Source organism: Pseudomonas sp. B8(2017), from assembly GCF_002113575.1.
Lineage (GTDB): Bacteria > Pseudomonadota > Gammaproteobacteria > Pseudomonadales > Pseudomonadaceae > Aquipseudomonas > Aquipseudomonas putida_Z.
The window spans coordinates 63,169-89,053 of sequence record NZ_NEIO01000004.1 but is presented as its reverse complement, the minus strand read 5'-3'; the positions used below and the strand labels follow the sequence as shown (position 1 = coordinate 89,053).

Here is a 25,885-nt window from a genome sequence, read left to right as displayed (position 1 = left end):
TTACCTGTCAGGCAATCGCCGCATCCACCAGCACCTGCGCTTCCTGCACCAGGCGCTGCAGGTGCGCCTCGTCGATGAAGCTTTCGGCGTAGATCTTGTAGATATCCTCGGTGCCCGAAGGGCGCGCGGCGAACCAGCCATTGGCAGTCATCACCTTCAGCCCGCCAATCGCCTGGCCGTTGCCCGGTGCATGGCTGAGGATCTGCACGATCGGCTCACCCGCCAGCTCGGTCGACTTCACCTGCTCCGGCGCCAGCTTGCTCAGCAAAGCCTTTTGCCGGGCATCGGCCTTGGCTTCGACACGGGTGGCGAACGGTTTGCCCAGCGCCTCGGTCAGGTCGGCGTAGGCCTGGCTCGGGTTGCGCCCGGTGCGGGCAGTCATCTCGGCAGCCAGCAAGGCCGGGATCAGCCCGTCCTTGTCGGTGGCCCAGACCGAGCCATCGCGGCGCAGGAACGAAGCCCCCGCGCTTTCCTCGCCACCAAAGCCCAGCGTGCCGTCGAACAGGCCCTGGGCGAAGAACTTGAAGCCCACCGGCACTTCGTACAGCTCACGGCCCAGGCGCTGGGTGACGCGGTCGATCAGGCCGCTGGAGACCACTGTCTTGCCGACGGCGGCATCGCTGCGCCATTGCGGGCGGTGGCGGTACAGGTAGTCGATGGCCACGGCCAGGTAGTTGTTCGGCTGCAGCAGGCCATCGGGGGTGACGATGCCATGGCGGTCGTGGTCGGGGTCGCAGGCGAAGGCTACGTCGAAGCGTTCGCGCAGGCCGATCAGGCCCTGCATGGCATAGGGCGAGGATGGGTCCATGCGTATCTGGCCGTCCCAGTCGACGGTCATGAAGCGGAAGGTCGGGTCGACCTCGGTGTTCACCACTTCCAGGTCCAGCTGGTAATGCTCGGCAATCGCCGACCAGTAGCGCACCCCTGCCCCGCCCAGCGGGTCGACGCCCAGGCGCAGCTTGGCGCTGCGGATGACGTCGAAGTCGATGACGTTTTCCAGGTCGGCCACGTAGTTGCTCACGTAGTCGTGGCGCTGGGTGGTGGATGCCTGCAGCGCCTGGGCATGGTCCATGCGCTTGACGCCCGCCAGGTCAGCGGCAAGCAGTTCGTTGGCCTTGGCCTCGATCCACTTGGTCACATCGCTGTCGGCCGGGCCGCCATTGGGCGGGTTGTACTTGAAGCCACCACTCTGCGGCGGGTTGTGCGACGGGGTGATGACGATGCCGTCGGCCAGGCCCTGCTGGCGGCCACGGTTGTGGCAGAGGATGGCATGGGAAACAGCCGGCGTCGGCGTGTATTCGTCGTCCTTGGACAGCATTACCTGCACGCCATTGGCCGCCAGCACTTCCAGGGCGCTGGCGGTAGCCGGTGCCGACAGTGCATGGGTGTCGGCGCCGATGAACAGCGGGCCATCGATGCCCCTCTCCTGGCGATACAGGCAGATGGCCTGGGTAATGGCCAGGACGTGGTACTCGTTGAAGCTCAATTCAAGCGAAGTGCCACGGTGCCCCGAGGTGCCGAAGGCCACCCGCTGGGCCGCCACGGCAGCGTCGGGGCGGCCGGTGTAGTAGGCGGTGAGCAGTCGGGGAATATCGACCAGCACGCTGGCCGGAGCCGGCTTGCCTGCCAAAGGACTGAGCGTCATGCAGAAACCTCGAGTTCAACGGATGTTGGTGTTGGAGCGTGCAGTTTACTGAGAGTTGCAATGCCGCGCGATGGGCGGCAGCAAAGAATCAGTGAGCACACCGCATACCCTGTGGGAGCGGCTTTAGCCGCGAAGAATCCAACGCGGTGCATGGCACCGGCTGCGCCGGTGTTCGCGGCTAAAGCCGCTCCCACAGGGTACTTGCCAGCCACCGCGGTGGCTGCTTCGCGGGCTCGCCCGCTCCCACAATGGACCCGAGCATGTCCCTCGTCTCTGTAATGACCGTCTAGAGTGGTACCCATACCCCCGAAAACGAGGCCCCATGGCTTTCCACCGCCTGACCCACACCCACCCGCGCCTGAGCATCGCCACTGTGGTCGGCCTGCTCGGCGCCTGGCTGATCCCTGCCGGCGACAGCGTTCAGCACATCCTCGCCGGCTGGAACCTTGGCGTGTGGCTATACCTGCTGCTGGTGCTCTACCTGAGCTGGAGCGCCAATGCGGAAAAGGTGCGCAAGATCGCCCGTGTCGAAGACGAAAACGCCGGCCTGGTCCTGCTTACCGTGTGCATCGCCGCCATCGCCAGCCTCGCCGCCGTCACCTTGCAACTGGTATCCAGCCGTGGCCTGCAAGGCGCGGCGCTGGCCCTGCACTACCTCTATACCGGCCTGACCGTGGCTGGCTCCTGGCTGCTGATCGGCTGCATTTTCAGCCTGCACTACGCCCGGCTGTTCTATACCGGACAAAACCACGAACCGCCGCTGCGCTTCACCGATGGCGAACGCAACCCCGATTACTGGGACTTTCACTACTTTTCGTTCACCATCAGCATGGCCGTGCAAACCTCCGATGTGGGCGTCGCCGGGCGGGACTTGCGGCGGGTGGTGCTGGCGCATTCGCTAGTGGGGTTCGTATTCAATACGGCGATCCTGGGGTTCACCATCAACATCGCTGCGGGGTTGCTCGGCTGATCCAGCTATCAAATCTGTTAGTTGCAGCCTGTGATCCATCAGCAGATTCTTGGTGCCATCAGGATCAAAGGGTTCAGTCATGAAATCAGCTAGATCGAAAACTTTGCTCATTCAAGCTGATGTCGCAAATAGTATCCTGGGGACGGCTGCAACCCCCTCCCGCCAGATGTATTCACCTTATGGGGTCAGTAAGCCAGGTACATTTGAAGACATGTTAGGTTTTACCGGGCTTATCTATGACCCTGTTTCCGAGAGCTATTTGCTGGGAAATGGCCACAGGGCTTATAGCCCTTCCCTTATGTGCTTTTACCAACCAGACAGTTTTTCTCCCTTTCATGACGGCGGCATAAACTGTTACGCCTATTGCCAAAATGACCCTATAAATTTCACAGACCCGACAGGCCGTTTCAGAATGCCACGTCCACCAGTGGCAAAGACTCGAACAGATAGCGTGTCGCAAGATCGCTTCCGCGCATCCCAAGGTTTTTATGGCCAACGCCCTCGCAGGGTTCAACAAAGGGCCGAGCGACGACGCCAACAAGGACAACGTCCGCAGGATCGCCCCCAAAGAGTGCCACAAGATAATCGCGAGGCCCCACAGCCGCACCAAGGTCAGGAAATGAATCTTGCACAACTTGTGCAAGTGATGGATCACGCCGTGTTGCAAGCACGGAATATCGGTCGCCAAGCTATAAACACTCAACAAATCCACCCTTTTGAAGGGATTCTCATGGTCATGGCGCTCGCGATGACAGCATCCTCAACCGGGGAAACGGCCTTTACCTGGATGACGACGGGAGCTATCAGGAATCCCATGGATACTACCCGTGCGGTGGCAAACTACTCGCCCGGTTATTCACCTCGTCCTCCTCCCGTGGGCTAAGTGGCAATGCCGCTCGTCCGAAAACATCGTGCGGGAGTGTCGATCAAAGTGGCAGAACCTGACGGGTTATCTTCCGACAACATGCCGGGAAAACGTTTGCCTTGCGGCCCTGCGCCAAATGCCCTCCATGACAAGGATGTGACCGCTGTCATGCATTAGCACATTTGTCGTATTTGCAGCCGAGAATACTCCGTGGCAGGTGCTATGGTTACTTTCCCGGCGGCCGCATCGATGTGGCCACCCGCTCACCACGTCCAGGTACGGACAAGGAGGCTGGCATGAACAAGATGACGTTCCCCAACGCCTGCCAGGTGATGCGCTGGCATTTCCACCCGCTGGGCTTCGAAGCCAGCATGGATGCGCCGCGCAGCATGGTCGCGCGGCTGTTCGACCGCGCCACCGGCGAAACCCTGCTGGCGATTGCCGGCATCCCCTGCTCGGCGATCATGGCCGCCGCCGATGTAGAGCGCATCATCGAGGCCGTCGAGGCGGAGATGGATACCTTCATGCCCGCCTTCACCTTGCGCGACGCGGTCTAGCCCGCTGCGGTACTTTCCTGGCGCATGGCCTGCAACTTGCCCATGAACTGCTCGGCCGGCACCGGCTGGCCCAGCAGGTAGCCTTGCAGCGAATCGCAGCCCAGGCGGGTCAGGAAGTCCTGCTGCCTGTCCGTCTCCACCCCTTCGGCGACGATGCGCAGGCCCAGCGCCTGGCCCAGCGCCACGATTGCCGAAACGATCGCCGCATCGTCGCTGTCCTGCTCCAGGTCGCGCACGAAACCGCGGTCGATCTTCAGCTCGTTGGCCGGCAGGCGCTTGAGGTACATCAGGCTGGAATAGCCGGTGCCAAAGTCATCGATGGACAGGTCCACGCCCATGTCGGACAGCCGCTGCAGCACCGTCAGGCTGGCATCGGCGTCGTGCATGGCGGTGGTTTCGGTAATTTCCAGGGTCAGGCAGTTGGCCGGCAGGCTGTTCTGCTGCAGGGCCCGGGCCACGCTCTCGACCAGCCCGGCATGGCAGAACTGGATGGCAGACAGGTTCACCGCCATGCGCCAGCCGTGGTGCCCCCGGTCCAGCCACTGGCGCATCTGCCGGCAGGCCTCGTTGAGCACCCATTCGCCAATGGGAATGATCAGGCCGGTCTTTTCCGCCAGGCCGATGAAACGGTCGGGCAGCAACAGGCCCTGCTGCGGGTGCTCCCAGCGCAGCAAGGCCTCGGCACCGATCGGCTGGCAATTCTGGGCATCGAACTTGGGCTGGTAGTGCAGGCGGAACTGACGCTGCTCCAGGGCCTGGCGCAGGTCCTGCAGTAGCTGCAATTGCTGGCGGGCGTTGCTGTTCATCGACACGTCGAAGAAGCTGTAGCCATTCTTGCCGGCGCTCTTGGCGTGGTACATGGCGGCGTCGGCATTGCGCAACAGCTCGTGCTGGTCCTGGCCATTGCCCGGGTACAGGACGATGCCCAGGCTCGCCGTCAGCTGCAGGTCATGCTCGGCCACGCGGAACGGCCGTGATACCAGGTTGACCTGCTTGACCGCCACATCCATGGCATCGTTCGGCTCGCGCAGCTGCACCAGCAGCACGAATTCGTCGCCGCCGATGCGCGCCAACGTGTCCTGGCTGTGCAGGTGCCCGCGCAGGCGTGTCGCCACCGCCTTGAGCAGCAAGTCGCCGACGTGGTGGCCGAAGGCATCGTTGACGGGCTTGAAACCGTCCAGGTCGATGAACATCAGGGCAAAGCAGCCGCCCTGCTCCGCTACCTTGGCGATGGCCTGCTCGATGCGGTCGGCCAGCAAAGTACGGTTGGGCAGGTCGGTGAGGGTGTCGTGCAGGGCCAGTTGGGTCAGTTCCTGGTTGGCCAGGGTCAGCGAGCGGGCCAGCTCGGCGGTGCGTGCCTCCAGGCGGGCGTCCAGCACCGAGGTGAGCAAGGCCACCGCCAGTACCGCCAGGGTGGTGATCAGCACCAGGTACATCAGGCCATCGCCTTGCAGGCCTCCCCCGGCCAGCGCACCGCAGAAGCTGCCTTCGGGGAAATTCGCCGCGGCCATGCCGGTGTAGTGCATGCCGACGATGGCAAAGCCCATCACCACCGCCGCCAGGCCGCGAATCTGCCGTACATAAGGGGTGTGCGCGCGCAGACGGAAGGCGATCCACAACGCCGCTGCCGAGGCGCCCACGGCAATCAGCAGCGAGGCCCCGAACAGCGCCGGGTCATAGTCGATGCCCGGCAGCATGCGCAGCGCGGCCATGCCGGTGTAGTGCATGCAGGCGATGCCGGCGCCCATGATCAGCGCGCCAAACGCCAGCTGCTGCCACGGCAGGCTCGGCTGGCTGACCAGCCACAAGGCAAAGCCCGAGGACAACACGGCAATCAGCAGCGAGAACGCGGTCAGGGCCAGGTCGTAGCCGAGGTCGATGGGCAGGCTGAAGGCGAGCATGCCGATGAAGTGCATCGACCACACGCCGATGCCCATGGCCAGCGCGCCACCCCCCATCCACAGGCAGGCAGCCCGACCTTTGGCCGTGGCGATGCGGCCGGTCAGGTCAAGGGCGGTATAGGACGCCAGGATCGCCACGCACAGCGAAATCAACACCAGCGAAGAGGAGTAGCTACCGGTCAGCATTGGGAGTTCCAGCGACGGGACGGGAGGCCCGGAAAAAGCTGACGATTGTACTCAAGCTTAGGCGAAACGCACGGGGTTTTTGCGAATGGGAATGGATCCAAAGCCCGCATGGGGCTGCTGCGCAGCCCATCGCCGGCAAGCCGGCTCCCACCTCGACCGCATCGACCTCAGGGCTTGCACAGTACCTGTGGGAGCCGGCTTGCCGGCGATGAGGCCGGTACAGCAATTCGCTGTACTAAAGGCCCAATCAATCCTGCTCGGCAAACGCCTGTTCCGCATCCCAACCACCACCCAGCGCGGCAACCAGCTGCACGCTTGCCACCAGCCGCCCCTGCAGCAGGTTCAACACACTGCGCTCGTTGCTCAGCGCCGTGGTCTGCACGTTGACCACATCCAGGTAGCCGATCAGCCCGGCGCGGTACTGGTTCTCGGTCAGGCGCAGCGACTCGCGAGCGGCATCCAGTGCCTCCTGGCGCACCACCGCCTCATCGCCATACACCTTCAACTGCACCAGCAGGTTTTCCACTTCCTTGAAGCCGTCGAGCACGGTCTGGCGGTACTGCGCCACGGTCTGGTCATATACCGCCACCGTGCGGTCCACCTCGGCACTGCGCTTGCCGGCGTCGAACAAGGTCAGCGCCAGCTGCGGGCCTACGGACCAGTAGCGGTTGGGCAGTTCGATCCAGTTGCTGAAGCTGCTGCTGGAGTAACCGCCACTCATGCTAAGGCTCAGGTCCGGGAAGTACGCCGCCCGCGACACGCCGATATTAGCGTTGGCAGCCATCACGTTGCGCTCGGCCGCAGCGATGTCCGGGCGTCGCTCCAGCAACTGCGAAGGCAAGGCCACCGGAATTTGCGGCAGCGCCGGAATGGCCTTGCTGTCGGCCAGGGCGAAGTCCGCCGGGACCTTGCCCAACAACACGGCAATGGCGTTCTCGAACTGCGCGCGCTGCCAGATCAGGTCGATCAGGTCGGCCTGGGTGCTCTTTAGCTGGGTGCGCGCCTGGGCCACCGCATCCGGGCCGGCGACGCCGGCGCGGTACTGGTTTTCGTTCATCCGCAAGGACCGTTCATAAGCTGCCACGGTGGCTTCCAGCAGGCGCTTCTGCTCGTCGATCACCCGCAACTGCAGGTAGTTCTGCACCAGTTCCGACTGCTGGCTGAGGCGGATCGAGGCCAGGTCGGCCAGGCTGGCTTCGGCACTGGCTTCGTTGGCATTGAGGGTTTCGCGCAGCTTGCCCCACAGGTCGATTTCCCAGCTGACGCCGAGCTGGGCGTTGTAGGTGTTGCGAATGCCGCTGCTGTTGTTGGACAGGCTCGAGCTGGAGCTGCCGGTGCCCTGGGCCGAGCGGTTCTTGCCGACGCTCAGGTCCAGGCTGGGGAACAGTGACGCCCGGCTGCTGCGCACCAGCGCCTGGGCCTGGCGGTACTGGGCCTCCGATTGCGCCACGGTCTGGTTGCTGCGGTTGAGCTCTTCGACCAGCGCATTGAGCCCGGCATCGCCGTAGATTTCCCACCAGGCGCCGCGGGCGATGGCATCGGACGGCGTGGCCTGGGTCCAGCCTTCGGCATGCTTGAACTGCGCCGTGCTGCTCAGCTCCGGGCGGTGGTAGTCCGGGCTCAGGGTGCAGGCGCTGAGCAAGGCGACGCACAACCCGGCGCCGAGCAGGCGCGAGCCACGCCCACGGGTCAGCGTCTGCAGGGCGCGGTGAAGTGGGGTCTGGGCAAAAGTCATAGCGGGGTTTCCAGGGCGGCGTCGGTGCGCACGCCACGCCAACGGTTGAAACGGTGACGCAGGCGGTCCAGGTACAGGTAGACCACCGGTGTCGTGTAAAGAGTGAGGATCTGGCTGAACACCAGGCCGCCAATGATGGTCAGGCCCAGTGGCTGGCGCATTTCCGCGCCTTCGGCGCTGCTCAGCAGCAGCGGCAAGGCACCGAGGATGGCCGCCAGGGTAGTCATCAGGATTGGCCGCAGGCGCAGCAGGCAGGCCCGGCGGATCGACTCTTCCGGTGTCAGGCCCTGGTGGCGCTCCAGCTGCAAGGCCAGGTCGATCATCAGGATGGCGTTCTTCTTCACCACGCCGATCAGCAGGAACAGCCCCAGCAGCGAGATCAGGCTGAACTCGCCGCCGGTGACGTACAGCGCCAGCAAGGCACCGACGCCGGCCGAGGGCAGTGTCGAGAGGATGGTCAGCGGGTGAATGTAGCTTTCGTAGAGGATGCCCAGCACCAGGTAGACCATCACCAGCGCGCCAAGGATCATCAGCGGCTGGCCTTCCTGGGTCTTGGCGAAGGCATCGGCGGTACCACCAAGCTTGGCGATCACTTCCTCGGGCAAGCCCAGCTTGGCCACCGCACGCTCCAGCGCCGCCATGGCCTGGTCGGGGCTGTAGCCTTCGGCGACGTCGAAGGCGATGCTTTCGGCGGCGAACTGGCCTTCGTGGCTGACCCGGTCGTTGGCCAGGCTGTTCTCGTAGTGGGCAATGGTCGACAACGGTACGCGGGCACCGTCGGCGGTAATCACCTGCACCTGCTCGAGGGTGCTCGGGTCCCAGGCGTACTTCGGGTTGATCTCCAGCACTACCTGGTACTGGTTGAGGCTGTCGTAGATGGTGGAGATCTGGCGCTGGCTGTAGGCGTTGTTCAGCACCGTGGTGACCATGTCCATGTCGATGCCCAGGCGCTTGGCCTGGTCGCGGTCGACCACCAGGGTCACCTGCTGGGTGCCGGCACCGTCGCGGGCGTCGATGGCAGTCAGCTGCGGCAGTGCGCGCAGCGCCGCCACCACTTTCGGGAACCATTCGCGCAGGGCCGTCAGGTCACCGCTCTGCAGGGAGTAAAGGTACTGCGAGGAGGTCTGGTCGCGGCCCCCGCCGCCCAGTTGCAGGTCCTGGTCGGCCATCAGGAACAGGCGCCCGCCGGGTACCTTGGGCATTTCCTTGCGCAGGCGTTCGATCACCTTCTGGGCGTCGAGCTTGCGCTCGCTGATCGGTTTCAGGCGCACCAGCACAAAGGCATTGTTGGTCCCGCTGTTGCCCCCGATGAAGCCGGCAACGCTCTGCACTGCCGGGTCGGCCAGCAATGCGCGGCGATAGATCTCCATTTTCGGTTGCATCACGCTGAACGACAGGCCGTCGTCGCCACGGATGAAGCCCATCAGTTGGCCGGTGTCCTGCTGCGGCATCAGCGTCTTGGGCACCACCACGTACAGGGCGATGTTGATGCCGATGGTGGCCAGCAGGCTGATCAGCGTCAGGCGCTTGTGGCGCAAGGCCCAGCCCAGGCTGCGGTCATAGGCATCGACCATGCGCTGGTGCAACTGGTCGCTCCAGCGCTGCAGGCGGTTCTGCTCGGCCTGGTGCGGCTTGAGCCAGCGGGCGCACAGCATCGGCGTGAGGGTCAGCGACACCACCAGCGACACGATGATCGCCGCCGCCAGGGTGATGGAGAACTCCTGGAACAGGTTGCGCACGATGCCACCCATGAACAGGATGGAGACGAATACCGCCACCAGCGACACGTTCATCGACAGCAAGGTGAAACCCACTTCCTTGGCTCCCAGGAAGGCCGCCTTCATCGGCGGCTGGCCGTCCTCGATGTGCCGGGAGATGTTCTCCAGTACCACGATGGCGTCGTCCACCACCAGGCCGGTGGCGAGGATCAGCGCCATCAGCGACAGGTTGTTGAGCGAGAACCCGCACAGGTACATGACCGCGAAGGTGCCCACCAGTGACACCGGCACCGCCAGGCTGGGGATCAGCGAGGCCCGCAGGCTGCCGAGGAACAGGTAGACCACCAGGATCACCAGCACCACGGCGATCAGCAGGGTGTGCTCGGCTTCCTTGAGGGTTGCCTTGATCACTGGCGAGCGGTCCATGGCCACGTTCAGTTGCACGCTGGCCGGCAGCAGCGACTGCAGGGCCGGCAACTGCGCCTTGATCTGGTCGACCGTTTCGATGATGTTGGCGCCGGTCTGGCGGTTGACCACCAGCAGCACCGCGCTCTGGTCATTGAAGAAGCCGCTGTTGTAGCGGTTCTCGACACCGTCGGTGATGGTCGCCACGTCGGACAGGCGCAGGATGGTGCCGTTCTGCTGGCGGATCACCACGGGCTCGTAGTCCTTGGCGCTTTCCAGCTGGTCATTGGCGCGCACCTGCCAGTTGCGCTCGGCGTCCTCGACAAAGCCCATCGGCCGGCGCTGGTTGGCGTTGGACACCGCAGTGCGCACTTCATCCAGTGACAGGCCGTACTGGTTGAGCAATTGCGGCTCCACGGCAATGCGCACCGCCGGCAACGAACTGCCGCCGATCTGCACCTCCCCTACCCCGGGCACCTGGGCCAGGCTCTGCGACAGGATGGTGTCGGCCAGGTCGTACAGCTGGCCCTTCTGCAGCACGTCCGAGGTCAGCGACAGCACCATGATCGGTGCCTGCGACGGGTTGATCTTCTTGTAGGTGGGCATGCTGCGCATACCGCTGGGCAGCAGGTTGCGGGTGGCGTTGATCGCCGCCTGCACCTCGCGCGCCGCACCGTCGATGTCGCGGCCCATCTCGAAGCCGATGATCACCCGTGTGGAGCCCTGGTTGGAGCTGCTGGTCAGGGTGGTCACCCCGGCAATGCTGCCCAGCTTGCGCTCCAGCGGCGTGGCCACGGTGGAGGCCATCACTTCCGGGCTGGCGCCGGACAGGTTGGCCGACACCACGATCACCGGGAAGTCCATCTGTGGCAGCGGCGCCACCGGCAGCAGGCCGAAGCTGACCCCGCCCAGCAGCATGATCGCCAGGCTCAACAGCATGGTCGCCACCGGGCGACGGATGAAAGGACCGGACAGGTTCATGCCTCGGCCTGCTTCACGTCAGTGGCCGGGCGCCAGCGGCGGGCCAGGCGGTCGAAGTACAGGTAGATGACCGGGGTGGTGAACAGCGTCAGCACCTGGCTGACCAGCAACCCGCCGACCATCACCAGGCCCAGCGGCTGGCGCAGCTCGGCGCCGGAACCGGTGGCGAGCATCAGCGGCACGGCGCCGAACAGCGCGGCCAGAGTGGTCATCAGGATCGGCCGGAAGCGCAGCAGCGCCGCCTGGTAGATGGCATCGCGCGGGCTCATGCCCTGCTGGCGCTCGGCCTCGAGGGCGAAGTCGATCATCATGATCGCGTTCTTCTTGACGATGCCGATCAGCAGGATGATGCCGATGATGGCGATCATGCCCAGGTCGTTGCCGCTGATGAGCAAGGCCAGCAAGGCGCCGACCGCCGCCGACGGCAGGGTCGATAGAATGGTCACCGGGTGGATGTAGCTCTCGTACAGCACGCCCAGCACGATGTACATGGTCACCACCGCCGCCAGGATCAACAGCAAGGTGCTCGACAGCGATGCCTGGAAGGCTTCCGCCGCACCTTGGAAGCGGGTTTGCACGCCCAGCGGCATGCCGATGTCCTTTTGCACCTGCTCGATCACCTGCACCGCCTCGCCCAGCGAAGCGCCGTGGGCCAGGTTGAACGACAGGGTCACCGCCGGGAACTGGCCGATGTGGGAAATGGCCAGCTGGGCCTGGCGCTGCTCAATGCGCGCCAACGCCGACAGGCGCACCTGGCCGCCATCGGTGGCCTTGACGTGGATCGACTCCAGCGCCTGCGGGCCGATCACCGCCGCATCCTGCGACTGCAACACCACGCGGTACTGGCTGGCCTGGGTGTAGATGGTCGAGATCTGGCGCTGGCCGAAGGCGTCGTACAGGGCGTTGGTGATCTGCGACACGCTGATGCCCAGGCGGCTGGCCATGTCGCGGTCGATCACCAGGTACACCTGCAGGCCCTTGTCCTGCAGGTCGCTGGCCACGTCGGCCAGTTCCGGGCGCTGCTGCAGCGCCTGCACCAGCTTGCCGCTCCACTGCGCCAGCAGGTCGGCGTCCGGCGACGACAGGCTGAACTGATACTGGGTACGGCTGACCCGGTCTTCGATGCTCAGGTCTTGCACCGGCTGCATGAACAGGCGGATGCCCACCAACCGGTCGACTTGCGGCTGCAGGCGGTTGATCACCTCGCTGGCAGTGACATCACGCTCGCCATGGGGCTTGAGGTTGATCAGCAGGCGGCCGCTGTTGAGCGTGGCGTTGTCGCCATCGACACCGATGTAGGACGACAGGCTCTGCACCGCCGGGTCCTGCAGGATCACCTTGCTCAGGGCCTGCTGGCGTTCGCTCATGGCGGCGAACGAGGTGGACTGCGGCGCTTCGGAAATGCCCTGGATCACCCCGGTGTCCTGCACCGGGAAGAAGCCCTTGGGCACCACCATGTACAGGAATACGGTGAGCGCCAGGCTGGCCACGGCCACCAGCAGCGTCAGCGGCTGGCGCTTGAGTACCCACTGCAGGGCGCTGCCGTAGTGCCTGATCAGCCAGTCGATCCAGGCGCCACTGGCGCGGTAGAACCGGCCCTGTTCCTCTTCCTTGGGCTCGCGCTTGAGCAGGCGCGCGCACATCATCGGCGTGAGGGTCAGCGATACCACCAGGGAAATCAGGATGGCCACCGCCAGGGTAATGGCGAACTCGCGGAACAGGCGGCCGACCACATCGGCCATGAAAAGCAGCGGGATCAGTACCGCAATCAGCGAGAAGGTCAGCGAGATCAGGGTGAAGCCGATTTGCCGGGCGCCCTTGAGCGCAGCCTGCATGGGCGTCTCGCCCTCCTCGATGTGCCGGGAGATGTTCTCCAGCATGACGATGGCGTCGTCGACCACGAAACCGGTGGCGATGGTCAGGGCCATCAGCGTCAGGTTGTTGACCGAGAAGCCGGCCAGGTACATCACGCCGAAGGTGCCGATCAGCGACAGCGGCACGGCGATCGACGGAATGAGGGTGGCACTGAAACGGCGCAGGAACACGAACGTGACCATTACCACCAGGGCGATGGCGATCAGCAGTTCGTGCTGCACGTCCTTGACCGCGGCGCGGATGGTCTGGGTGCGGTCGGTGAGCACCGAAACATCCAGGCCGGCCGGCAGGTTGTCGGTGATCGACGGCAGCAGGGCCTTGATGCGGTCGACCACTTCGATGACGTTGGCGCCCGGCTGGCGCTGGATGTTCAGCAGCACTGCGTGGTTTTCATTGGCCCAGGCAGCCAGGCGCTCGTTTTCCGCGCCGTCGACGATTTCGGCCACGTCCTTGAGACGCAATGGTGCACCGTTGTTGTAGGCCAGGATCAGGTTGGCGTATTCCTCAGGGGAGCGCAGCTGGTCGTTGGCATCGAGCATCGACACCCGGGTCGGGCCATCGAAGTTGCCCTTGGGCTGGTTGACGTTGGAGGCGCCGATCAGGGTGCGTACGTCCTCCAGGTTCAGGCCGTTGGCGGCCAGGGCATCGACGTTGACCTTGATCCGCACCGCCTGACGCTGACCGCCGGCGATGCTGACCATGCCCACACCGCTGATCTGCGCGAGCTTCTGGGCCACGCGGGTATCGACCAGGTCGTTGAGCTTGGGCAGCGGCATGGTCTTGCTGGAGATGGCCAGGGTCAGCACCGGGGTGTCGGCCGGGTTGACCTTGTTGTACACCGGCGGCGCCGGCAGGTCGCTGGGCAGCAGGTTGCTGGCGGCGTTGATCGCGGCCTGCACCTGTTGCTCGGCAACGTCCATGTTCATGTCGAGGTTGAAGCGCAGGGTCAGCACCGAGGCGCCGCCGGAGCTGGTCGAAGCCATCTGCTCCAGGCCCGGCATCTGCCCGAACTGGCGTTCCAGCGGCGCGGTAACGGCGCTGGTCATGACCTGCGGGCTGGCACCGGGGTACAGGGTCATGACCCGGATGGTCGGGTAATCCACCTGCGGCAAGGCGGAAACCGGCAGCAGCTTGTAGGCGATCAGGCCGGCCAGGACGATGGCCAGCATGCTCAGCGTGGTGGCAACCGGCCGCAGGATGAACAGACGCGAGAGGTTCATGCGCCCGCCTTGCCTGCTGCGCTACCAGGCTGTGCTTTACCGGGCTGCACATCACCAGTGCTTGCCGAACCCTTGGCTTCCTGGCCTTGCAGGTGCTGGCCCGGGGTGGTCGGCACCTGCGAGCTGTCTTCGACCACTTCCACCTTGGTGCCTTCGCGCAGGCGGTCGGTGCCTTCCAGCACCAGGCGGTCGCCGGCCTTGAGGCCCTCGAGAATGACGCTGTTCTCGCCGTCGCTGGCGCCAACCTTGAGCTTGCGGATATTGACCGTGTTCTGGTCATTGACCACGTAGGCGAAGGAGCCGTCATTGCCGAACTGGATGGCCGCCGCCGGGGCCATGGTCACCTGCTTGAGGGTGTCGGCCAGCAGGCGCACGTTGACGAACTGGTTGGGGAACAGGGCCAGGTCCTTGTTCTCGAAGCGGCCCTTGAACTTGAGGGTGCCGGTGGTGGTGTCGATCTGGTTGTCGATGCTGCCCAGCACGCCGGTGGACTGCAGCTTGCTGTCACTGCGGTCCCAGGCTTCGACCGGCAGGCTGGCGCCGCTGCGGTAGCGTTCCAGCACGGTGCTCAACTCGGTTTCCGGCAAGGTGAAGGCAACGCTGATCGGCTCGGTCTGGGTGATCACCACCAGCGCGGTGGTGTCGTTGGCCGCCACCAGGTTGCCCAGGTCGAGCTGGCGCAGGCCCACGCGGCCGTTGATCGGCGCGCGGATCTGGGTGAAATCGAGGTTCAGGCGGGCGTCGTTGACCTGCGCCTGGTTGGTCTTCACCAGCCCCTGGAACTGCGCCACCTGCGCTTCGGCGGTGTCGAGGGTTTGCTTGGCGATACTGTCTTCGGCGTACAGGCCTTTATAGCGGGCCAGGTCGACCTGGGCGTTCTTCAGTTGCGCCTGGTTCTGCGCCAGGGTGCCTTCGGCCTGTTGCAGGGCGATGCGGTACGAGCGCGGGTCGATCTCGGCGAGCAGGTCGCCGGCCTTGACCTGCTGGCCTTCCTTGAAGTGGATCTTGACCAGCTCGCCAGCCACGCGGCTGCGCACGTTGACGGTGTTGGTCGCGGTGACGGTGCCCAGGGCCTTGTAGTACAGCGGGAAGTCACCCACCCGCACCGGCTCGACGCGCACCGGCACCGGGTCGCTGGAGCCGCCGAAGCCCGGGCGACCGCCCATCATGCCCATGCCCTTGCCACCGCGCCCGCCACCGGCTTCTTTAGGCGCAGGCGCCGCTGCGGGCCACAGCCACCAGGCCAGTGCAGCCACCAGCAGCAGGATCAGCAGGCCTACGAGCCAGCGACGAGGGGAACGGGAATTGGACGCTTGCATGGGTTGAACGAACCTTGTTCGGAATGACGACTTGGGGAGGATGAACGATAAGCACTGGCATCGTTTTAGCAAAGCGCCTTTACCAGAGGTTTACCTTTGCCTGACGTTGCCAAGGGGTTGAACTTTAAATGAAAACGGCCCGGAACGCGTTCCGGGCCGTTTACAGGGTGTTGCTTGGAGCGGTGGCGGGCTGAAAGGTTTCGGTTGCCTGTGCCGGCCTCTTCGCGGGTAAACCCGCTCCCACAGGGATATCACAGCTTTTGAAACCTGTGCCGTACCTGTGGGAGCGGGTTTACCCGCGAAGAGGCCGGTACAGGACTCAGCCGACCCACCCCACACCCCTTACTTCAGTACAGCCAGCGCTGCATCGTAGTTCGGCTCATCAGCAATTTCGCCAACCAGCTCGCTGTGCAGCACCTTGTCGTTTTCGTCCAGCACCACCACGGCACGGGCAGCCAGGCCGGCCAGCGGGCCATCGGCGATGGCCACGCCGTAGTTTTCGAGGAACTCGCGGCCACGCAGGGTCGACAGGTTCTTCACGTTGTCCAGGCCTTCGGCGCCGCAGAAGCGTGCCTGGGCGAACGGCAGGTCGGCGGAGATGCACAGCACCACGGTGTTGGCCACATCGTTGGCCTGGGCGTTGAACTTGCGCACGGAGGTAGCGCAGGTCGGGGTGTCGACGCTCGGGAAGATGTTCAGCACCTTGCGCTTGCCGGCGTAGTCTTTCAGCGACTTGTCAGCCAGGCCTTCACCTACCAGGGAGAAAGCCGGAGCCTGGGCGCCGGTTTTCGGCAGTTCGCCGTTGACCTGAACCGGGTTGCCTTTGAGAGTCACTTGAGCCATGACGAAATCCTTATGCGGGGTTTGAAGAGGACACTGAGTTAAGCATGAAGGCGGCCGGGTGCCTATGGGGGCAGGTGAAATTGTTCTGTTGCCGGACAATTTTTGTGGACAAAAAAATGCCCGGGTGGCAACAAGCGACCCGGGCATTACTGTTGCGGATGGCGTATCAGCCCAGCAGGCCGTATACCACCGAGGTCAGCGCAACCAGGCCGACTACCACCACGAACACGTTGGAGGCAGCACCGCTGTACTTGCGCATGGATGGCACGCGGCGAATGGCGTACATCGGCATCAGGAACAGCAGCACCGCGAGGATCGGGCCACCGAGCGACTCGATCATGCCGAGGATGCTTGGGTTGAGGGTGGCGACGATCCAGCACACCACCAGCATCAGCGCGGCGACCACGCGGTCCAGGGCCTTGGCGCTCGGGCGAGCACCGGCCTTGGTGATGATGCCCTTCAGGCCTTCGCTGGCGCCGATGTAGTGGCCGAGGAACGACTTGGCGATGGCCACGAAAGCAATCAGCGGTGCAGCGAACGCGATGGTCGGGTTGCTGAAGTGGTTGGCCAGGTACGACAGGATCGACAGGTTCTGCGCCTTGGCCTCGGCCAGCTGGGCGCTGCTCAGGGTGAGCACGCAACTGAACACGAAGAACAGCACCATCACCACCATCAGCAGGTGGGCACGGCGCAGGATCTGGCCGCTACGCTCATCGGCATGCTCGCCGTAGCGGCGCTTCTGGTCGACGGCAAAGGCGGAGATGATCGGCGAGTGGTTGAACGAGAACACCATCACCGGAATCGCCAGCCACAGGGTGTGCAGGAAGGCCGAGGCCGGTGGCACCTGGGTGGCGCTGTCGAGAATGCCACCGGTCCAGTGCGGCACCAGGTACAGGCCCAGCAACGCCAGGGCGACGATGAACGGGTAGACCAGCAGGCTCATGACCTTGACCGTGGCCTGCTCCCCGCAGCGCACGATGGCCAGCAGGCCGAGGATCAGCACGAACGACAGGATGGCCCGTGGCGGCGGCTGCATGTGCAGCTGGTGCTCCATGAAGCTGGACACGGTGTTGGTCAGCGCCACGCTATAGATAAGCAGGATCGGGAAGATCGCGAAGAAGTACAGCACGGTGATCGAGGCGCCGGCGGTAATGCCGAAGTGCTCCTTGACCACTTCGGTGATATCGCCGTCATTGCGCCCGGAAAGGACGAAACGGGTCAGCCCGCGGTGAGCGAAATAGGTCATCGGGAAGGCCAGTATGGCCAGGATCAGCAACGGCCAGAAGCCGCCAAGGCCGGCGTTGATCGGCAGGAACAGGGTTCCGGCGCCGATCGCTGTGCCGAACAGGCCCAGCATCCAGGTGGTGTCGTGACGCGACCAGCTGCCGAGGGTGGCGGGGGTCGATTCTGCAAAGCGTTGTTCAACGCTTGGGGCCTGCTCATTCATTCCGGGTGAAGCTCCACTCGCAAGACTGCAACAGGCTGAGAATGGCGAAATAGACGTTTCGCCCAACTCAACCGAAAAAGGGAGCGCGATTGTGCACGGAAAGGTTGCACTTGCGAAGCCCTTTTCCGAGGAGCGGTTGCACTTGTCTTTACAAGCGGATTGCAACCAGAGGCTGCATGCAGCCTGATCGCCGGCAAGCCGGCTCCCACACCGACCGCGCAGTGCTTGAGCCTTGCGCTATCTCTGTGAGAGCCGGCTTGCCGGCGAAAGGGCCGCAAAGCGGCCCCGTGCGGTGTTACTTCTGGACGGCGGCGAAGGCTTCGGCAACCCGTTGCAGGTTGGCCGGGCGCAGGCCGGACATGCATACGCGACCGCTGTCGATCAGGTACACGCCGAACTCGTCACGCAGGCGGCGCACCTGCTCGACGCTGAAGCCGGTGTAGCTGAACATGCCGCGCTGGCGCAGGAAGAACTGGAAGTCCTGGCCTGGCAGCAGCACGGCCAGGGCATCGACCAGCGCCTGGCGCATGTCGAGGATACGTTTGCGCATCACTTCGACTTCCTCGGCCCACTGGGCATTGAGGGCGGCATCGCCGAGCACGCCAGCAACCAGCTGGGCGCCGAAGTTGGGCGGGCTGGAGTAGTTGCGGCGCACGGTAGCCTTGAGCTGGCCGAGCACGCTCTGGGTAGTGGCGTCATCGTCGCAGACCACCGACAGGCCGCCGACACGCTCGCCGTACAGCGAGAAGATCTTCGAGAACGAGTTGCTGACCAGGCACGGCACGCCGGCGCGGGCCATTTCACGGATGGCGTAGGCGTCTTCCACCAGGCCTTCGGCGAAGCCCTGGTAGGCGATGTCGAGGAACGGGATCAGCTGGCGTGCCTTGACCACTTCAACCACCTGTTGCCACTGGTGCTGTTCCAGGTCGGCGCCGGTGGGGTTGTGGCAGCACGGGTGCAGCAGCACCACGCTGTTGGCCGGCAGGGTCTGCAGGGTGGCCAGCATGCCGTCGAAGTCCACGCCGCGGGTGGCCTGGTCGAAGTACGGGTAGGTGTGCACCTTGAAGCCGGCGCCTTCGAAGATGGCGCGGTGGTTGTCCCAGGTCGGGTTGCTGACCCAGACTTCGGACTGCGGGAAGTAGCGCTTGAGGAAGTCGGCACCGACCTTGAGGGCGCCGGAACCACCCACGGTCTGCACGGTGGCCACGCGCCCGCCGGTCACGGCCGGGTGATCGGCACCGAACAGCAGTGCCTGGATCGCCTGGCGGTAGCTGGCCAGGCCTTCCATCGGCAGGTACAGCGAGGCTTCGTGGTCCTGGCCGGCGATGCGTTTTTCCACCGCATCCACAGCCGCCAGTTGCGGCACCACGCCGGCCTCATCGTAGTACAGGCCGATACTCAGGTTGACCTTGTCGGCGCGCGGGTCGGCCTTGAAGGTTTCCATCAACGAGAGGATCGGGTCGCCGGCATAGGCATCGACATGTTTGAACACAGCGTGCAGCTCCTTGGATCAGGACAGTTCGAAAAGGCAGCCCTGAGCATACCCGGAGTGCGGGCTCAGGAACATCAACTATTGTGCAAGGTTGTCTATGCAACATTGCATGGCTGAGGATTGGCGCAGGCAGTGAGGGCCTCATCGCCGGCAAGCCAGCTCCCACAGGTACACCACAGGCCTTGACGTTTGTGGTGTACCTGTGGGAGCTGGCTTGCCGGCGATAGGGCCGGGTCAGCCAAGCAGCTCTTTCAGACCCTGCAGCTCCTGCTCGGTCACCGCCACCCCCTCCTCCTCGGCCACCTCGCGCTCGCGGTAACGCCGCTCGCCCGGCATGCGCGTCAGCCCCACCGCCTGCATCTGCTCGACCAGTTCGCGGCTGCGCTGGGCAAACCGCTCGCCCTCGGCCTTGCTCGGGTCGATGACAATGATCAGCTGCCCGGTCCACGGCGTCTTCGCCCCCGGGTGCCCCGACCAGTCGAACTCCCAGGAAAAATGCCCGCCGGTCAGCGCCGCCGCCAGCAACTCGACCATCATCGACAAGGCCGAGCCCTTGTGCCCGCCAAATGGCAGCAAGGCGCCGCCTTCCAGAATCGCCTTGGGGTCGGTGGTCGGCTCACCATTGGCATCCACCCCCATGCCCTGCGGCAATTGCTGGCCAGCGCGCGCGGCAATCTGCACATCGCCATGGGCCATGGCGCTGGTGGCCATGTCGAAGACGATCGGGTCATGTTCGGCGCAAGGTGCGGCAAAGGCGATGGGGTTGGTGCCGAACAGCGGCTTGCGCGCGCCGTGCGGCACCACGCAGGTCATGCTGTTGACCACGCTCAGGGCTACCAGGCCTTCGTCGGCGAATGGCTCCACATCCGGCCACAGCGCGGCGAAGTGGTGCGAGTTGTGGATCGCCAGCACGGCGATGCCAGCGTTGCGTGCCTTCGCCACCAGAAGTTCACGGGCCGCCGCCAGCGCCGGCTGGGCGAAGCCGCCTGCGGCATCGACGCGAACATAACCGGGCGCCACGTCGCTGACCTTCGGCGTGGCCTGGCCATCGACCCAGCCGCTGGCCAATGTCGAAACATAGCCAGGCATGCGGAACACCCCATGGCTATGGGCACCATCGCGCTGGGCGCTGGCGCAGTTGTGGGCCAGCACCCGGGCCACGCTTTCGCTGCAGCCATGGCGCTGGAAGATGCTCTGCAACAGGCCCTGCAGCTCGGTAAAAGGCACACGCACGACGGTGCTGGTGGAAGGTGCGGACATCTGAAGCTCCTTGTTGGAATTGGAATGGCTACAGCGTTGCAACGACAAAAACTTTCCTGCATGTGACAGCTATCTGTCAAATGTTGACTTGATGACAGAAAACAGCCATTTTCTTTCGCAAGCCTTACCCCTGGAGCCGCAGCATGAGCCAACTGATCAAGCAACGCCTGGAAAACAGCCTCGAAGGGGCCGCTGCTTCGGGCCGCAAGATCGCCAGCTACATGCTCGCCAACCTGCATGAACTGCCGTTCCAGACCTCGGCCAGCATTGCCGTCAAGCTGGGCGTCAGCGAATCCAGCGTCGGCCGTTTCTGCCGCTCATTGGGTTATGCCCATCTCAAGGCGTTGAAGCAAGACCTGCAGAACGACCTGGGCGATGGCCCGTGGCTGGTGGGCGACCGCCTGCAAGATTACCGCCAGAACCAGGACGCCAGCGACAACGCCGGCAGCCTGGAGCTGGAAATCGCCGCCCTGGTGCGCGTGCACGAGTATCGCCAGAGCAGCGCCTGGCACAGCGTCGCCCAGCGCCTGGCAAGCAAGCAGCGGGTGTTCATCGCCGGCTTCCAGACCGAGCGCGGCATCGCCATGTGCATGAGCCACCTGCTGCAGTACCTGCGCGATGGCGTGCAGCTGGTGGATATGAGTGCCGGGCACTTTGGCGAAGTATTGCTGGGCCGCGCCGAAGACAGCGCCCTGGTGGTGTTCGAAGCCCGCCGTTATTCCCGCCATGCCCTGCTGTTGTGCCAGAAGGCACGCGAGGCTGGCATTGCGGTCACCCTGGTGACCGACCCCTTCTGTGACTGGGCTGATGCCAACGCCGACGAGGTGTTCCGCATTCCCACCGAGTTCAACCTGTTCTGGGAGTCCACCTCGACCATGCTGTCGTGGGTGCACCTGATGGTCAACGAGGTCTGCAAGAAGCTCGGGCCGGATGTTGAAAAACGCTTGGAAGCAACTGCCGCTCTACATAACGAATTCGTCGGCTACACCTCGTGGTCGACGGGAAAACAACAATAGCAAGAGTGCAATGAGGTGCGAGATGAACAAGACCATGGCCTTGGTGGGTGCGTGCGCCCTGCTGCTGTCGGGTGCCGCCAGTGCCGAAACCCTGCGCTTCGCCACCGAGGGCGCCTACCCGCCCTTCAACTATGTCGACGCCAATAACCAGTTGCACGGCTTCGACGTCGACATCACCCACGCCCTGTGCGAGCAGATGAAAGTCGAGTGCACGCTGGTGGCCCAGGACTGGGAAGGCATCATCCCCGCGCTGATGGCACGCAAATACGACGCGGTGGTCGCGTCGATGATCAACACCGAAGAACGGCGCAAGAAAATCGCCTTCACCGACCACTACTACCGCACCCCGCTGACCGTCGCCGTGGCCAAGGACAGCAAGATCAGCGACGCCCAGACCACCTTCGACGGCTACACCGTTGGCGCCCAGTCGTCGTCCACCCAGGCCATCTACGCCGAAGACGTCTACGCCAAGGCCGGTGCCGACGTGAAGCTGTACCCGACCATGGACGAAGCCAACGCCGACCTGGCTGCGGGCCGCCTGGATGGTGTGATTGCCGACAAATTCCCACTGAACGAGTGGATGACCAAGAACGGCGGGGACTGCTGCAAGATCCTCGGCGACGTGGCCAACACCAAGGCCGATGCCGCCATTGCCGTGCGCAAGGACGACGAAGCCCTGCGCCAGCGCCTGAACACCGCGCTGCAGCAGATCGTGGCCAACGGTACCTACCAGAAGATCGCCAGCAAGTACTTCGCTTTCGATATCTACAACTGACCTTCAAGGCCTCATTGCCTGACCGGGCCTGATCGCCGGCAAGCCAGCTCCCACAGGTAACTCACTGACCTGAAGAACAGCGGTGTACCTGTGGGAGCTGGCTTGCCGGCGATGAGGCCGGTAAGGTCAACACAAGGTGTTCGTCATGCTCGATCAATTGTCCTTGCTGTCCTTCGCCAGTGGAGGCTGGGGCCAGGCGCTGCTGGCCGGCGCGCTGGTCACCGTTTCCCTGGCCCTGGCCTGCCTGCCCATCGGCCTGCCGCTGGGCCTGGTGGTCGCCCTTGCAGCACGCTCGCGCAAGCGCTTGCCGCGCGCCTGGGCCACCACCTTCTCCACCGTGTTCCGTGGCCTGCCCGAACTGCTGACGCTGCTGATCATCTATTACGGCTGCCAGATCGCCGCACAGAAGATCCTCGCAGCCATGGGCTACCAGGGTGAGTTCCTGATCAATACCTTCCTCGCCGCGATGATCGCCTTCAGCCTGGTGTTCGCCGCGTTCTCCAGCGAGATCTGGCTGGCAGCCTTCAAGACCCTGCCCAAGGGCCAGCTGGAAGCCTGCTCGGCGCTGGGCCTGAGCAAGCGCACCGGCTTCTTCAAGGTGCTGCTGCCACAACTGACCCGCATCGCCCTGCCCGGCCTGTCCAACAACTGGCTGTCGCTGCTCAAGGACACCTCGCTGGTCTCCACCATCTCGCTGGTCGACCTGATGCGCCAGACCAACCTGGCCGTCAGCGTGACCAAAGAGCCGATGTTCTTCTATGGCGTGGCCTGCCTGGGCTACCTGCTGTTCGCCGCCATTTCCGGGCGCGTGTTCGCGTTCATCGAACGGCGCAGCAACCGCCACCTGCAAGGAGCACGCGCATGAGCTTCGAACAACTGCTGGCGCTGGTCCTCGACCCCGACCTGCTGGACCGCTACGGCCCGCGCTTCCTCGATGGCCTGCTGGTAACGGCCAAGCTGGTGGCGATTTCCTTCAGCCTGGGTGCCGTGCTCGGCCTGTTGCTGGCCCTGGCGCGCATGTCGCGCAGCCTGCTGCTGCAGCGCATGGCCGCCGGCTACGTGTACTTCTTCCGCGGCTCGCCGCTGCTGGCCCAACTGTTCCTGCTGTACTACGGCCTGGGCTCGCTCAAGGGCTTCTGGCAAGACGTCGGCCTGTGGTGGTTCTTCCGCGAGGCGTGGTTCTGCACGCTGCTGGCGTTCACCCTGAACACCGCCGCCTACCAGGCCGAAATCTTCCGCGGCAGCCTGATGGCCGTCGCCCCCGGCCAGCATGAGGCGGCGCGGGCGCTGAACCTGAAGCGCTCGACCACCTTCTTCAAGGTGATCCTGCCGCAGTCGCTGCTGGTGGCCATCGGCCCGCTGGGCAACGAGCTGATCCTGATGATCAAGGCCAGCGCGATTGCCTCGCTGGTGACCATCTACGACCTGATGGGCGTGACCAAACTGGCCTTCTCGCGCAGTTTCGACTTCCAGATCTACCTGTGGGCCGCCGTGCTCTACCTGCTGATCGTCGAACTGGTGCGGCGCCTGCTGAAACACCTGGAAGCCCGCCTGGGCCGCCACCTGAACTGACCGAAGGATACGTTCCATGCATTGCCAGACCCTTGTCCTCGGCGCCGGCATCGTCGGCGTCAGCACCGCGCTGCACCTGCAGGCCCGCGGGCGCCAGGTGATCCTGATCGACCGCGACGAACCGGGCAGCGGCACCAGCCACGGCAACGCCGGGCTGATCGAGCGCTCCAGCGTGATCCCCTATGCCTTCCCGCGGCAACTGGGCGCGCTGCTGCGCTACGGCCTGAACCGCCAGCCCGATGTGCGCTACAGCCTGCTGCACCTGCCCAAGGCCGCCCCCTGGCTGTGGCGCTACTGGCGCCAGTCGGCCCCCGGGCGCCTGGCCGGGGCCGCCGCCGACATGCTGCCGCTGGTGCAGCGCTGCGTCGAGGAGCACGACGCATTCATTGCTGCCGCCGGCCTGGAAGGGCTGGTGCAGGCCAAAGGCTGGATCGAAGTGTTCCGTGACCCGGCGCTGTTCGAGCAGGCCAAGGCCGACGCCAAGGGCCTGAGCCGTTATGGCCTGCAGTTCGAAATCCTCGAATGCGGGCAGTTGCAGGCCCGCGAGCACCAGCTGGACGCGAGCGTGGTCGGCGGCATTCACTGGCTCGACCCCAAGACCGTGAACAACCCCGGCGCCCTCACCCGCGGCTACGCCACCCTGTTCACGCAGCGCGGCGGGCAGTTCCTGCATGGCGATGCGCGCAGCCTGCGCCAGGTCGACGGCCAATGGCGGGTAGACAGCCGCCGCGGCCCGATCACCGCCAACGAGGTGGTGGCCTGCCTCGGCCCGCAGTCGGCCGACCTGTTCAGCGGCCTGGGCTACCAGATCCCGCTGGCGATCAAGCGTGGCTACCACATGCACTACAGCACCCGTGACGGCGCGCAACTGGAGCATTCCATCTGCGACACCCAGGGCGGCTACGTGCTGGCGCCAATGGCCCGCGGCGTGCGCCTGACCACCGGCATCGAGTTCGACGCCAGCAGCGCGCCGGGCAACCAGATCCAGCTGGGCCGCTGCGAAGCCCTGGCGCGCAAGCTGTTCCCGGCCCTGGGCGAGCGCCTGGACGACACCCCCTGGCTGGGCCGCCGCCCGTGCCTGCCCGACATGCGCCCGGTGATCGGCCCGGCGCCGCGCCACCCGGGGCTGTGGTTCAACTTCGGCCACGCCCACCACGGCCTCACCCTGGGCCCGGTCAGCGGCCGGCTGGTGGCCGAACTGGTCACCGGCGAACGCCCCTTCACCGACCCCGCGCCCTACAGCGCGACTCGTTTCGACTGAACCCCTGCGGGAGAACAACAAGATGACCGCACCACTGAGCCTTGCCACCCTTGCCCCCGAACCCGACCCACGCCCGGTGCTGATCCGCATCGAAGGCCTGAACAAGCACTACGGCGCGTTCCACGTGCTGCGCGACATCGACCTGCAGGTGCGCGAAGGTGAACGCATCGTGCTGTGCGGGCCGTCCGGCTCGGGCAAGTCGACCCTGATCCGCTGCATCAACCGCCTGGAAGTGGCCCAGCAGGGCAGCATCAAGGTGGATGGCATCGACCTGGCATCCACCACCCGCGAAGCGGCGCAGGTGCGCAGCGACATCGGCATGGTGTTCCAGCACTTCAACCTGTTCCCGCACATGAGCGTGCTGGACAACTGCCTGCTGGCCCCCACCAGCGTGCGCGGGTTGTCGCGCAAGGACGCCGAGGAGCGGGCGCGCATGTACCTGAGCAAGGTCGGCATCGAAAGCCAGGCGCACAAGTACCCCAGCCAGCTGTCCGGCGGCCAGCAGCAGCGCGTGGCGATTGCCCGGGCGCTGTGCATGAAGCCGCGGATCATGCTGTTCGACGAGCCCACCTCGGCGCTGGACCCGGAGATGGTCGCCGAGGTGCTGGATGTGCTGGTGCAACTGGCTGGCACTGGCATGACCATGCTTTGCGTCACCCATGAAATGGGCTTTGCCCGCCAGGTGGCCGAGCGGGTGCTGTTCCTTGAGGGCGGGCAGATCATCGAAGACAGCCCGCCACAGGTGTTCTTCAACCAGCCGCGTACCGAGCGGGCCAAGGGGTTCCTGGCGCAGATACTGCACTGACTGAGACCTGTCGCTATTCATGTGGGAGCGGCCTTGT

19 protein-coding genes are annotated in these 25,885 nt (G+C 64.7%); 9 read left to right on the top strand and 10 right to left on the bottom strand.

Going from position 1 to position 25,885, the window contains the following annotated elements; all coding sequences use genetic code 11:
* Positions 1-7: 7 nt before the first annotated feature.
* On the bottom strand, positions 8-1,645 hold the full coding sequence (gene pgm, locus CAG22_RS08465; RefSeq protein ID WP_085705232.1) for a phosphoglucomutase (alpha-D-glucose-1,6-bisphosphate-dependent): 1,638 nt from the start codon (positions 1,643-1,645) through the stop codon (positions 8-10).
* A gap of 322 nt (positions 1,646-1,967) precedes the next feature.
* Here pgm and CAG22_RS08460 point away from each other — a divergent pair, with 322 nt between their 5' ends.
* The 3 genes from CAG22_RS08460 to CAG22_RS08450 all read left to right on the top strand — a co-directional run bounded on the left by CAG22_RS08460 (position 1,968) and on the right by CAG22_RS08450 (position 4,037).
* Complete coding sequence (locus CAG22_RS08460; RefSeq protein ID WP_085705230.1) at positions 1,968-2,615, top strand: DUF1345 domain-containing protein; 648 nt, start codon at positions 1,968-1,970, stop codon at positions 2,613-2,615.
* A 79-nt stretch (positions 2,616-2,694) separates the two neighbouring features.
* Positions 2,695-3,498, top strand: a complete 804-nt coding sequence (locus tag CAG22_RS08455) for an RHS repeat-associated core domain-containing protein (RefSeq protein WP_085705229.1) — start codon at positions 2,695-2,697, stop codon at positions 3,496-3,498.
* Between the two features lie 278 nt (positions 3,499-3,776).
* Positions 3,777-4,037 (top strand): DUF1652 domain-containing protein, encoded by a 261-nt coding sequence (locus CAG22_RS08450; RefSeq protein WP_013972974.1) that lies wholly within the window; start codon positions 3,777-3,779, stop codon positions 4,035-4,037.
* On the opposite strand, the gene CAG22_RS08445 is transcribed toward CAG22_RS08450, so the two are convergent.
* From CAG22_RS08445 to CAG22_RS08405, 9 genes are all read right to left on the bottom strand, one after another.
* Positions 4,034-6,124, bottom strand: coding sequence for a bifunctional diguanylate cyclase/phosphodiesterase (locus CAG22_RS08445; protein WP_085705227.1), 2,091 nt, complete (start codon positions 6,122-6,124; stop codon positions 4,034-4,036). The genes CAG22_RS08450 and CAG22_RS08445 overlap by 4 nt on opposite strands.
* A gap of 247 nt (positions 6,125-6,371) precedes the next feature.
* Positions 6,372-7,859, bottom strand: coding sequence for an efflux transporter outer membrane subunit (locus CAG22_RS08440; RefSeq protein ID WP_085705225.1), 1,488 nt, complete (start codon positions 7,857-7,859; stop codon positions 6,372-6,374).
* Positions 7,856-10,963 carry an efflux RND transporter permease subunit gene (locus CAG22_RS08435; protein WP_085705223.1) on the bottom strand — a complete coding sequence of 1,036 codons (3,108 nt, stop codon included), beginning with the start codon at positions 10,961-10,963 and terminating at the stop codon, positions 7,856-7,858. Before CAG22_RS08435 ends, CAG22_RS08440 begins: the two co-directional genes overlap by 4 nt.
* Entirely contained in the window at positions 10,960-14,058 is a 3,099-nt protein-coding gene (locus tag CAG22_RS08430) for an MdtB/MuxB family multidrug efflux RND transporter permease subunit (RefSeq protein ID WP_025338841.1), read from the bottom strand. The genes CAG22_RS08435 and CAG22_RS08430 overlap by 4 nt, the downstream gene beginning before the upstream one ends.
* Positions 14,055-15,377, bottom strand: coding sequence for an MdtA/MuxA family multidrug efflux RND transporter periplasmic adaptor subunit (locus tag CAG22_RS08425; RefSeq protein WP_085665643.1), 1,323 nt, complete (start codon positions 15,375-15,377; stop codon positions 14,055-14,057). The genes CAG22_RS08430 and CAG22_RS08425 overlap by 4 nt, the downstream gene beginning before the upstream one ends.
* 342 nt (positions 15,378-15,719) lie before the next feature.
* Positions 15,720-16,220 carry a thiol peroxidase gene (gene tpx / locus CAG22_RS08420; RefSeq protein WP_025338839.1) on the bottom strand — a complete coding sequence of 167 codons (501 nt, stop codon included), beginning with the start codon at positions 16,218-16,220 and terminating at the stop codon, positions 15,720-15,722.
* Between the two features lie 166 nt (positions 16,221-16,386).
* Entirely contained in the window at positions 16,387-17,667 is a 1,281-nt protein-coding gene (locus CAG22_RS08415) for a serine/threonine transporter (RefSeq protein ID WP_025338838.1), read from the bottom strand.
* Between the two features lie 295 nt (positions 17,668-17,962).
* Positions 17,963-19,159: an amino acid aminotransferase gene (locus CAG22_RS08410; protein WP_085705221.1), complete on the bottom strand. Its 1,197-nt coding sequence runs from the start codon at positions 19,157-19,159 to the stop codon at positions 17,963-17,965.
* A 234-nt stretch (positions 19,160-19,393) separates the two neighbouring features.
* The gene (locus CAG22_RS08405; RefSeq protein ID WP_085705219.1) at positions 19,394-20,419 is read right to left on the bottom strand and encodes an Ldh family oxidoreductase; all 1,026 of its coding nucleotides are present in this window, start codon (positions 20,417-20,419) and stop codon (positions 19,394-19,396) included.
* A gap of 143 nt (positions 20,420-20,562) precedes the next feature.
* On the opposite strand from CAG22_RS08405, the gene CAG22_RS08400 reads away from it, so the two are divergent.
* The 6 genes from CAG22_RS08400 (at position 20,563) to CAG22_RS08375 (ending at position 25,848) form a co-directional block, all read left to right on the top strand.
* Positions 20,563-21,435, top strand: a complete 873-nt coding sequence (locus CAG22_RS08400; RefSeq protein WP_085705216.1) for a MurR/RpiR family transcriptional regulator — start codon at positions 20,563-20,565, stop codon at positions 21,433-21,435.
* 22 nt (positions 21,436-21,457) lie between these two features.
* Positions 21,458-22,210, top strand: coding sequence for a transporter substrate-binding domain-containing protein (locus CAG22_RS08395; protein WP_085591534.1), 753 nt, complete (start codon positions 21,458-21,460; stop codon positions 22,208-22,210).
* A 145-nt stretch (positions 22,211-22,355) separates the two neighbouring features.
* On the top strand, positions 22,356-23,075 hold the full coding sequence (locus CAG22_RS08390; RefSeq protein ID WP_004376260.1) for an ABC transporter permease: 720 nt from the start codon (positions 22,356-22,358) through the stop codon (positions 23,073-23,075).
* A complete protein-coding gene (locus tag CAG22_RS08385) occupies positions 23,072-23,782 on the top strand; it encodes an ABC transporter permease (protein WP_025338833.1) in 711 nt (236 codons plus the stop codon). The genes CAG22_RS08390 and CAG22_RS08385 overlap by 4 nt, the downstream gene beginning before the upstream one ends.
* 16 nt (positions 23,783-23,798) lie before the next feature.
* Positions 23,799-25,043, top strand: coding sequence for an FAD-binding oxidoreductase (locus tag CAG22_RS08380; protein WP_085591540.1), 1,245 nt, complete (start codon positions 23,799-23,801; stop codon positions 25,041-25,043).
* Positions 25,044-25,065: 22 nt separating this feature from the next.
* Positions 25,066-25,848, top strand: coding sequence for an amino acid ABC transporter ATP-binding protein (locus CAG22_RS08375; RefSeq protein ID WP_025338831.1), 783 nt, complete (start codon positions 25,066-25,068; stop codon positions 25,846-25,848).
* Positions 25,849-25,885 lie beyond the last annotated feature (37 nt).